The sequence below is a fragment of the Rugosimonospora africana genome (genome assembly GCF_016862975.1).
GTDB classification, from domain to species: domain Bacteria; phylum Actinomycetota; class Actinomycetes; order Mycobacteriales; family Micromonosporaceae; genus Rugosimonospora; species Rugosimonospora africana.
This window is the reverse complement of sequence record NZ_BONZ01000059.1, coordinates 1-11,232: the sequence shown is the minus strand read 5'-3', so window position 1 is coordinate 11,232 and position 11,232 is coordinate 1. Positions and strand designations below refer to the sequence as shown.

At 68.4% G+C, this 11,232-nt stretch carries 5 protein-coding genes; 3 read left to right on the top strand and 2 right to left on the bottom strand.

The genetic code is table 11. The features are described 5' to 3' along the window. Positions 1 to 624: 624 nt before the first annotated feature. Positions 625 to 1,578, top strand: a complete 954-nt coding sequence (locus Raf01_RS29915; protein WP_239134038.1) for an RNA polymerase sigma-70 factor — start codon at positions 625 to 627, stop codon at positions 1,576 to 1,578. Positions 1,579 to 1,955: 377 nt separating this feature from the next. On the opposite strand, the gene Raf01_RS29910 is transcribed toward Raf01_RS29915, so the two are convergent. Further along, positions 1,956 to 3,914, bottom strand: a complete 1,959-nt coding sequence (locus Raf01_RS29910) for a glycosyl hydrolase family 28-related protein (RefSeq protein WP_239134039.1) — start codon at positions 3,912 to 3,914, stop codon at positions 1,956 to 1,958. Between the two features lie 554 nt (positions 3,915 to 4,468). Continuing rightward, the gene (locus Raf01_RS29905) at positions 4,469 to 7,048 is read right to left on the bottom strand and encodes a M14 family metallopeptidase (RefSeq protein ID WP_203921400.1); all 2,580 of its coding nucleotides are present in this window, start codon (positions 7,046 to 7,048) and stop codon (positions 4,469 to 4,471) included. Between the two features lie 295 nt (positions 7,049 to 7,343). Here Raf01_RS29905 and Raf01_RS29900 point away from each other — a divergent pair, with 295 nt between their 5' ends. Together Raf01_RS29900 and Raf01_RS29895 are read left to right on the top strand one after the other, a co-directional pair. Further along, the gene (locus Raf01_RS29900) at positions 7,344 to 9,065 is read left to right on the top strand and encodes a glycoside hydrolase family 10-like protein (RefSeq protein ID WP_239134037.1); all 1,722 of its coding nucleotides are present in this window, start codon (positions 7,344 to 7,346) and stop codon (positions 9,063 to 9,065) included. A 274-nt stretch (positions 9,066 to 9,339) separates the two neighbouring features. Further along, positions 9,340 to 11,205 (top strand): right-handed parallel beta-helix repeat-containing protein, encoded by a 1,866-nt coding sequence (locus Raf01_RS29895; RefSeq protein ID WP_203921399.1) that lies wholly within the window; start codon positions 9,340 to 9,342, stop codon positions 11,203 to 11,205. The last annotated feature ends 27 nt before the right edge of the window (positions 11,206 to 11,232 follow it).

Below are 11,232 nucleotides of genomic sequence, written 5' to 3'. Positions count from 1 at the left end.
TTGCACCCCCGTATATCGACGCGGAACAGCAACCCCGCCGCAACAACTACCACCGACGCGAATAACAGACACCGGAACATCAAAGCCACCGGGGAGGCGTTGCCACCCGGGAAGCAGTAGCCACCCGGGGAGTAGTGGCCACCCGGGAAGTAGTGGCATCGGGAAGACTCGTGGCCGCGGGGCGTCGCCACGGCGAGGCTTTCGCGAAGACTCGGAGCCACCGGTAGTCGGAAAGACCCGGAGTCGTGGCCCCACCGGGAAGTTATGGTCACCGGGGAGTTATGGCGGCCGGGGAATCGGAGCGGGTGGGCGGCGCCGCGACGAGGCCGTCACGAAGACCCGGAGCCCAGGCATGTCACAGACGCCGGAGCTGTCTCGTCTTAGATCTTGTAGACAGGCTCTGGGCCATGGAGGGTGAGGGCGGTGCGAGTGTTCGGGGCGGGTGGGAACGGGTGCAGCGACCCGGCTGGCGGTCGCACTGTCCGTCGTGCCGGCTGGGCTGCCGGGACGGCCAGATGACCAGAGTCGAGCAGATGACCAGGGCCGCTCAGTGCGAGCAGGGCCGAGCAGTCAACCACGGCCGCGCAAGTGACCAGGGCCACACAGACAACCAGGGCTGAGCAGATGACCAGGGCTGAGCAGATGACCAGGGCTGAGCAGTTCGAGCAGCTACGACCGTTGCTGTTCGCGATCGCCTACCGGATCCTCGGCAGCGTGAGCGAGGCCGAGGACGCGGTCCAGGACACCTGGCTGCGCTACGACGCTTTCCCGAGGCAACCCACGTCGGCCAAGGCGTTCCTCTCGGCCGCGGTGACGCGGATCTCGATCGACGTGCTGCGCTCGGCCCGCTGGCGCCGGGAGGCGTACGTCGGGCCGTGGTTTCCCGAACCGCTGCTGACCGACCCGTACGCGGATCCGGAACGCTCGGCGGAGCTGGCCGACTCGGTCTCGATGGCGGCCCTGCTCCTACTTGAGCGGCTTACCCCACTTGAGCGGGCGGTCTTCGTGCTGCGGGAGGTGTTCGGGTTCGGCTTCCCGGAGATCGCGTCGGCGGTGGGCCGCTCGGAGGCGGCGTGCCGCCAGCTCTCGGTCCGGGCGCGCCGCCACATGGACGCGGGCCGTCCCCGGTTCGAGGCCGACCGGAGGCAGCGCGAGCGACTCGCCGAGAGGTTCTTCGACGCCTTCCGGAAGGGAGATGTCGACGGGTTGCGGGAGCTTCTCGCCGCCGACGTCTACCTGGTCGGCGACGGCGGTGGTAAGGCGCCGCAGTGGAAGCGCATCATCGGCCCGGAGAACGTGTCCCGGACGCTCGCCGCGATGGTCGCGCCCCTCGTCCGGATCGGCGTCGGCGTACACCCGCATGAAACGAACGGCCAGCCGGGCGCGGTCTTCCGCGACCGGGACGGCAGGGTGCTGTGCATCCTGGTGCTCGACATTCTCGACGGACAGGTCCAGACGATCCGTTCGGTGCTGAACCCAGACAAGCTCAGGCACGTGGGTCCGGTAGCGGACGCCTGGGCGCTGGTCCGCGAAGCGGCTCAAAGCCGGATCGCTGACGGTTCAGGCGCCGGTATGTGAGGCCGCGCCGCGAAGCGCCGGACCAATAACGGAATCCCAGACCACCACGGAACACCAGACCACCACGGAACACCGGTCCACCGCCGAACACCAGGCCACCACGGGAAACAGACCACCAACGGAACACCAGACCGCCGCCGAAGCGCCGGACCACCGCCGAACACCAGACCATCAAGAAGCGCCGGATCACCACGAGGCCCCGAAAACACCGCGGGGCGCCGGATCGAGCATCCGACGCCCCGCGACCACACTCATGCCACGACCACACTCAGGCCACGACCACACTCGGGTCACGGCCGGGCTCGAGTCACGACCGCTCTCAGAGTCACGACCACACTCAGGCCACGACCGCACTCAAGGTCACGACCGCGCTCGCGTCATGACCAAGCGGACGGTGCTGGCGGCGCCACGACCGGCGGCCGGTCGTCGCACGTGATGGTGTTGGGCAGCTCCCACGGGGCGAGCCACGGTCCGGTGGTGCCGCCGCCGTCGTTGCCGCCGAGGTCGGTCAGCGAGAACTCGGAACCGGCAGAGGTGAAATGGAACGACCCGCAGTTGTTCACACCGACCGCGCCGACGTTGCGGGCGTCCACGTTCTGGAATGACGCGGATCCGGCCGAGCGGGCGCTGACCACCGAGGTACCGGTACCGTCGACCCGGACATCCCTGAAGTGGACGTTGGTGATCGAGTAGAGATCCTTCACCGGGAAATCGCTGACCAGCATGATCGCGTTGTAGGTGTTGTCGAGGAAGTTGTCGCCGACCACTTCAATGTCGGCGTCGATGTTGCGTTCCAACGCGTAGAGCCAGATGGCACCGAGGCCGATGGTCCAGTTCAGCTCGAAGGTACCGGCCCGGACCGTGGTGTTGCTCGTGATCCAGGCGTGACCGGTGAACGCCTCGGCGCCGAACCGCGATCCGAGCTGGATGCCGCTGCCTTCCCGGATCGGGTCGGCGACGAGGTTGTTCGAGACCGTGTTGTCGGTACCCCCGTAGAGGGCGATGCCGTTGGCCAGTACCGGTGTCTGCACGGTGTTGTGGTCGAAGGTGTCCCTCGCGTCTTCGACCTTCTCCGACCACATCGCGAGGCCGTCATCGCCGCTGTTGCGAATGAAGTTGTTCGACACGACCGAGTCGGTGACTCCGGTGTGGAAGTTGATGCCGTCGGCGATCTGGTCGGCGATGATGTTGCCGGTGATGCGCAGGTCGTGCATCGGCCCGTCGAACCACATGCCGACCTTGGTGTGGTGGATGTAGAGGCCGTCGATGGTCGAGTCGCTCATCGCCCCGCCGACGCCGTTGACCTGGTCGGTGTCGATCCGCTCGCGGACGTCTCCCTCGATGGCGAATCCGGAGAGGTGAACGTTCGTGCTGCCGCCGGCGGACGCGTCCTTGCCGTAGAAGCCGACGCCGGTGTGCACGGAGCCGTCCGGGGCCGGGGTGGCGAGGTCGACCTGGTGGCCCTTGACGATGGTGTACCAGCTTCCGGCGCCCTCGATCGTCACGTCGTCCACGATGATGTGCCGGTTGACCTGGTAGGTGCCCGGCGGGAGGTACACCTTGAGGTGGGTGCGCTTCGCGAAGGCGATGGCCCGGTCGATCGCGTCGGCCGAGTCGCGCCGCCCGGTCGGATCGGCGCCGAACAGCAGCGCGTTGGCCGCGAACAGGTCGACCTTCGGCGGGGCCACCAGCTCGGAGTCGAGCAGGTCGATGACGGTCCACGCGGCCGGGCTGCCGGCCGGTACGGTGAGCCGCACCTTGTCGCCGGCCCGGTAGGTGCGGCCGAGCAGCAGGCGTTGCTCGTCGTAGAAGTGGTTGGGGCGGAACGGCGTGGTGACCGTGTACGGCGGCGTGGTGGCCTCGGGTACGCAGGAGCACTCGGTGATCCACCAGTCGGGGTGCAGGACGCCGGCGTTGGGGTCGTTGGAGAACGGGTACAGGTTGTAGAGCCAGGCGTACTGGGACGTGAGCGTCATCGTCTTGCGGGAACCGCCGTCGACCGTGACGTTCAGCGGCGCGGTGATGCCGCCGCCGGTGGGCGCGTCGGGGATGCTGTACCGGACGGTGACCGCGTTGGCCGCGCTCGGCAGGGTGAACTCCACGTACTGCCCGGAAGTCAGCCGGACCGCCGACCGGCCGGACGCCTCGGCCGGCAGCGTGTACGCGGAGCGGTCGGGCCCGATGACGGTACCGCTGGTGGTGGCGCTCTCCGCCTCCTGCTCGGCGAACCCGACACTGGCGCCCCTGCCGGCCACGAGCGACGGGGCGAGGGCGGCACGCGTCACGACGGGCGCGCCGGAAGCGGGCAGCGGTGCGTGCGTGCCGGAAGCGGACAGAGCCGCGTGTGCGCCGGAAGCGGGCAGAGCCGCGGCGGCGGGCAGAGCCGCGGCGGCGGGCAGAGCGACGGCGGCGGGCAGAGCGACGGCGGCGGGCAGAGCGTCGGCTGGGCCGGCCCCACCGATCACGATGCCGAGAACGACGGCACCGGCGGTCGCCGCCGCGACCGTGGCGCGTCGCGCTGACCGGCCGATCCTCCCCGCTACGGCTCCGGTGCCGCCTCCTGCAATGCCTCCTGCGCTGCCTCCTGCGCTGCCACCTGCACTGCCTCCTGTGATGCTCCGTGACATCGAATGACTCGTTCCTCTCGGGAGGGTGAACACCTGAGACGCTCGAGGCGGAGCGGACGCCATGAGGGTGACGTGACACTAAAACCGCGGTGCCGGTTCCGCAAGGCTCTGCGAGAACTTCCGTAAGATCAGCTCGAGATCTGTACCCGATTCGTCGAGTTATTGCGACGAACATTGACAGAGCTTGCGCGGCCGCGCCAAACCACACAGGCCAGTGCCGGCGTCCCCGAAGACGCCGGCACCGGTCCTGCCCTGTGCTGCCGCTAGTGTTCGCCGCCAAGGTACAGCGAGTTGAACAGCAGCTTGTACGTGCCGTGCGCCTCCGCACGGTGCTGAACACTCATTCCGAGCAGTACCACATCCCCGGATCCCACCTTGGCGTCAACCACCGTGCTGTGGTTGGCGATCAGGTTCTCACCCAGCAGCCAGCCGCTGCGCAGCAGGCCGCTGGCCGGGTAGTTCACCGGGGCGGTGATGTTCTGCGCCCCCGCCTGGACGGCGAACGCCGGGCTGCCGTCGGAGTACACGTCCAGGTTGGTCGGCAACCCGTAGGTGAGCGGGCTGCCCGCCTGCACGGTGTTGGCCACCACCGAGCCCGGCGAGTAGTAGTTGGTGGACGGCACGCCGCTGGTCACATCGGTGACCGGCAGCCCGAAGGCGCGGATGCCCAGTTGGGTGGCGTCGTTGACGGTCACCAGCTTGCCGCCGGCCTGGACGAACTTGACCAGGTTGTCCACGCCGGCCTGTGTCATCCCGCCGGTGTACTCCGGAGGCAGCGAGCCGGCGCGGGCGCCGTTGAGCATGCTGTTGTAGCTCGCGTCCGGCAGCACGATCACGTCGTACTTGTCGCGCAGGCTGCCGGCCCGCACGTCGGTGTCGTGCACCTGCTGGTACGGGAACTGGAAGTCCTCCAGCACGTAGCGGGTCCAGCCCTCGTCGCTGTTGCCCGGGTAGCCGTGGTAGAGGCCGATGCGCGGAAGGGACACCGCCGTTGCCGAGGCGGGTGCGGCGTCGACCCCGGCGACGGTGATCCCGAGCGCCTGCGCCTGTTGCTTCACCTTGACGTCGGTGCCGGAACGGGCCTGGACCAGGAAGGTACCGGCCGGCCACTGCCCGAGGCTGGTCTGCACCGGCTGGCTGGTACGGGTGATTGTCTGGCCGGCCCGCAGCAGGTTGTTGACCGCGGTGAACGAGTCGTTCTGCCGGGAATCGAGGGCGTAGGCGTAGCCCGGCGTGGCGGGCATCGTGATGTGCGGTGCCGCGGCGGTGTCCACCGGGGCGGTCTTGGCGTCGAAGGCCGTGGTCACCTTGTCGACCGTGACGCCCATCTGGTACTGCAGCGTCCAGCCGGCCATGTCGTAGGGCGCCTCGGGCGACCCGTCGGGGTTGCGCCGATCGGGGTAGACCTGCGGGTTGAGCAGGTCGACGACGTCCGGGCGGTAGGGCTGCGCCTCGCGGACGATGAAGCTGCCGCTCGGGTACTGGCGGTTGCCGACGGTGAACGCGGACTTGGCCACCTCGACCCGGATGTTGCTCTCCCGCAGGACGTTGACCATCTTGGTCGCGGTCGGGAAGTCCGCCTGGTCGGCCGGGATGACGTAACTGGTGTCACCGCCCGCCGCGATGGCCTGCTGGCCCATCCGGTACGAGCCCAGCAGCCACTGCTCGCGGTCGGTATCCGCCGCGCGCAGCAGTGCCCATCCGGTCGTCTCGATGTAGGCGCAGCTCTGCGACAGGTGCCACTCCCCGCCCTTGTACGGGCTCGGGTAGAACGCCGACGGGTCCTTCGTGGAGACACCCTGGTAGGGGAACGTCGCCGGGAACTTCGTCGGGTCGTCGTAGCTGGGCGTCGCGGACGCGTGCGCGGTTTCGGTGAGGATGCCGACCTGGTTGTGGAACGCCGGCGCCGAACGCAGGCCGCCGTTCCACCACTGGTCGTACTGCTGGCGCGACACGGCACCGACCTTGCCCTCACGGTCCAGCCGCTGGGTCATGTCGTCGCCGACCGTGTTGATGCCCCGGATGACTTCCGGCGGGATGTCCGGGTTCGCCGGGTCCTTGAACGGTGGTACGAAGATCCGGGCGGGGTAGGTCGCGGTCTGGTGGGTGTTGTACACGAGTTGGGGCAGCCAGTCGTGGAACAGCACCTGACCGAGGTTGCGCGTCTCCGACAGGTTGAACATGAACCAGTCACGGTTGTCGTCGTGGCCGGAGTATTTCTGGTACAGCTCAGGGTAGGTGGAGTCCTGGTAGGGCCCGCCGACGTGGTCCATGTACCAGTCCGAGACCTCGGTGCCGCCATCCGGGTTGACGTTCGGCACGAACAGGGTGATGACGTTGTCGCGGATCGACTTCGCCTCCGCCGTCTCGCTGGTCACCAGGTCGTAGGCGAACTGAGGCGCGGTCTGCGGGGGTGCCACCTCGGTCGCGTGGATGCCGAAATCGATCCAGGCGACAGCCTTACCGGTCTTGGCCAGTTGCTGGGCCTTGCTCTCACTCACGTTGCCCTGCGAGAGGTCGCGGGAAATCTCCTCGTACCTCTTCAGGTTCTCCGGCTTGAGATTCTCCGGCGAGGAGACGATGGCCATGATCTGGTCGCGTCCCTCGGAGGTCTTCCCGAGGTCGACGATCTTCATGCGGTCGCTGATCCGGTCGACGGCCCGCAGGTACTTGGTGATTTCCTCGTAGGTTGACAGCTTGTAGTCGGCGCAGGGCTTCCATCCCAGCATGGACTCGGGCTTGGGTACTTGGTTCGAGTGGCCGAGCGAGCCAGTGAGCGACGATACGAGCGCCAGCGCGAAGACGGCCGGCGCCGCGAATGCCGCCCTGTGCCTGAAAACCATCGGCGACCTCCCGGGGAAAGGGGTACGGACGGGTTGCGCCGCCTGCGTTCGCCGCACGACGACGCTGGTTGATCGTAAGCATCGATGTACGTGGACGGACAGGAACTTGATGAGCATTTGAGGTTCGGGGTAACGCATTCAATCTTGTATATTGTATAAATTACTTATGTCCCTGTTGAGGTCTGGAAGCTTGCCCGCGGCGGGAGCCGTCCGCGCGGTTCTGACGGCGAAGGCCGTGCGCGTGACACCGATGGCGAGAGCCGTCCGCACGGTACCGACGGCGAAAGTCGGCCGCGTGGCCTTGACGGCGCTCGCCGTCCTGGCGACCCTCGCGGTGTCGCCCGCCTCGATGGCCAGCGGTGCGGAGAGCACTGGCGCTGGTGCCGGCGTCAGCGGTGCGACCGTCAGTGGTGCGAACGTCAGCGGCGCGGGGGTGAGCGGTGCGGGCGTCAGCGCGCCGAACGATATAGGCTGTGTGACCAACCCGGCGACCCCGAAGCGGCAGTTCCGAGCCATGTGGATCGCGACCGTACAGGATCTCGACTGGCCGAACAGCACCGACGAGGCCGCCTCGAAGGCCCAGTTCATCCACGAGCTGGACTACGCGGTCTCGAAGAACATGAACGCCGTCATCGTGCAGGTCCGGCCTACGGCGGACGCCTTCTGGCCGTCACCGTACGAGCCGTGGTCCGGCTACCTGACCGGGGTACGCGGGAAGGACCCGGGCTGGGATCCGCTGGCCTTCATGGTGGACGCCGCGCACGCGCGGAACCTGGAGTTCCACGCCTGGTTCAACCCGTTTCGGGTGAGCATGCCGGCGAGCAGCCCGACCTCGACCGAGGCCGGCGGCGACATCGACAAGCTCGCCCCGGGCGCACCGCTGCGGCAGCACCCGGACTGGGCGGTGGTCTACCCGGTCGGCGTGCCCACCCAGACCCGCCTCTACTACAACCCGGGCATCCCCGAGGTTCGCGACTTCGTGGCCAAGGCCATCATGGACGCGGTCGACCGGTACGACATCGACGGCGTCCAGTTCGACGACTACTACTACCCGTACCCCACCAACAATCAGGACTTCGGCGACGACGCGACATTCGCGCGGTACGGCGCCGGCTTCGCGGACAGGGCGGACTGGCGGCGGCACAACATCGACGTGTTCATCCAGCAGATGCATGATGACATCCACGCGGCCAAGCCGTGGGTCCGCTTCGGAGTCAGCCCGTTCGGCATCTGGCGCAACGACACCTCGGATCCGCTCGGCTCGGCTACCGCGGGCACCGAATCGTACGGCGCGAACTACGCGGACACCCGGCTGTGGGTGAAGTCCGGCTGGATCGACTACGTCGCACCGCAGATCTACTGGAACATCGGCTTCACCGTGGCCGACTACGCGGTGCTCACCGCATGGTGGAGCGACGTCGTCGCGGGCACGAACGTCGACCTCTACATCGGGCAGGCGAACTACAAGCAGGGCGCGGCCGGCCAGGGCCCGCCGTGGTTCGACCCCGCCGAAATCAGCCGTCATCTCACGTTCAATGAGGCGTACCCCGAGGTCAAGGGCGACATCTTCTTCCGCGAACAGATCGTCGAGCAGGACCCGGTCGGGTCGACGACGCGGCTCGTGGCGGACCACTACAGCCACCCGGCGCTGATCCAGCCGAACGACCTGGTGCCGGCGAAGCCTCTGCTGTTCCCGGTCGTCCTCGGCAGTTCGCGCCTGGACACCGGGGCGGTCACCCTCCGGTGGCGGCCCACGGTCAGCGGTCAGGGTCCGTTCGGCCCGGTCACCTCGTACGCGGTGTACCGCTTCGACGGCCTCACCGGCCCGGGCGCGTGCGGCCTGGCGGACGGCCAGCACCTGATCGCCTCGCAGCGGGCGGCGGGGACCGGCGTCCAGTCGTGGACCGACACGACCGCGCAGTCGGGCCACGAGTACACCTACTACGTGACCGCGCTGGACCGCGAGTGGAACGAGAGTGCCGCGAGCCCGCCGGGGTTCGTCGGCCGGCACGCGTAAGCCGACCAGCAGGCGTAAGCCGGCCGGCCCGCGCGGGTAAGGGGCACGCGTAGGCCGGCCGGCAAGCATGAGCGCGTGCCCGGCAGCCATGGCCGGGCGCGCGTGAGCCGGGCGCGCGTGAGCCGGGCGCGTGCAACAAACCTGCACGCGGCATCTATTGACCAGCTCCGATACGGCTGCCAGATTCGTCACGGGGAATGCGCTTTCCCGTACCCTCGCCCGGACTGCCGCCCACGCCTCGCGGACCGGGCCACACCCGTGTTCGGAGGTTCACATGCCCCCTGCTCATCGCCGGTACCCCTGGCGACGGCGGCACACCATCGCGGCGGTCTCCACCGGTGCCGCCGCTGCCCTGATAGCCGCCCTCATGACGCTTGCCACCACGGCCCAGGCAGCGACCGCGTTCAGCGCGAACTTCGAGGACGGCAGCCTCAACGGCTGGTCGAAGTCCGGCGGCACCTGGAGCGTGGTCACCGACGGGACCAAGGTGCTGCGGCAGGCGAAGGCCGACACCGACAACGCCCGGGTCTTCGCCGGTGACTCCGGCTGGCGGGACTACACGGTTCAGGCCCGGGTCAAGCCGCTGAGCCTCGGCTCGGGCGGGCTCGTGGCGCTGCTCGGCCGGGCGTCCGGGTCGACCACCTACTACCGGCTCGCCCTCGGCCCCGGCGGCGTGGTCGCGCTGGAGCGGGTGAGCAGCGGCGCGGTCACCGAACTCGGCAGCGTCAGCCAGGCGGTGAGTACCGGTACCTGGTACACCCTGTCGCTGTCGGTCCACGGCGGTACCGTCAGCGGGTCGATCGACGGGACGACGGTGGCCAGCGTCGCCGACTCGCACCTCGCGGCGGGTCGCATCGGCCTGCAGACCTCCTTCTCCACGGCCGAGTTCGACGACGTGACCGTGGACACCGACAGCGGCACCCCCTCGCCCAGCCCGACCATCGCGTCGCCGAGCCCCACGACCGCGTCGCCGACCGCGTCGCCGACCCCGAGCCGGACGTCGAGCCCCACGCCGACGGCGACCGGCAGCGCGCCCGGCGGGACGCTGTACGTCGCACCGGGCGGCAGCGACACCAACGCCGGCACCCTGACGGCGCCGCTTGCCAGCATCGCGAAGGCGGTGAGCCTGGTTTCGCCGGGCGGCACGATCGCGGTGCGCGGCGGCACCTACGCGCTGACCACGAACATCACGATCGCGAAGAGCGGTACCGCCAGCGCGCCCATCACGTTGAGCAACTACGGCAGCGAGAGGGTGGTCATCGACGCCGAGGCGCTGCCATACACTCCGGGCGCGGTCGACTCGACGATCCCCGCCGCCCAGCGAGGCGCGATTCACATGCAGGCATCGTACTGGCGGATCTCCGGCCTGGAAATCGAGCACGGGCCCTACGCCATCTACTGCGACGGCTGCGACAACAACACCTTCGACCGTCTCGTCACCCACGACAACTACGAGACCGGGTTCCAGCTGCAAGGCAGCTCAGCCGGCAACCTCATCGTCAACCTCGACAGCTACAACAACCGGGATCCACGCAAGAACGGCGAGAGCGCCGACGGCCTGGGCATCAAGCAGGGCAGCGGCGCCGGCAACGTGGTGCGCGGTGCGCGGCTGTGGAACAACGTCGATGACGGATTCGACGCGTGGGAGTTCACCTCTCCCATCACCATCCAGGACAGCGTCGCCTACGGCAACGGGTACAACCGCTGGAACATCCCGGACTTCTCCGGCGACGGCAACGGTTTCAAGCTCGGAGGAAGCGACGGAACCGGCCCGGCGGCCAACCACAGCCTCTCCAACGTGATGTCCTGGAGCAACGCGGCGACCGGATTCACCGACAACGGCAACACCGGCACCATCACCGTGAACCGGTGTACCGCCTGGGCCAATGCCAAGACCGGCTTCGACTTCGACGGAGGATCCACCGCGACCTTGACCGCCAACCTCGCGGTCGGCAACGCCACCGCGGTCGCGCTCGGTTCTTCGACCGGCTCCGGCAATTCCTGGGACATCGGCGGTACCTGGACGCTGCTCAGCACCGACCCGTCGGCAATCACCGGTACCCGAGGTGCGAACGGCGCGATCCCCTCGTCGAACTTCCTGGTCCCGGCGAACGGTGCCGCGGTGGGTGCGAAGATCTGAGGGCGCGAACATCTGAGGGCGCGCGGA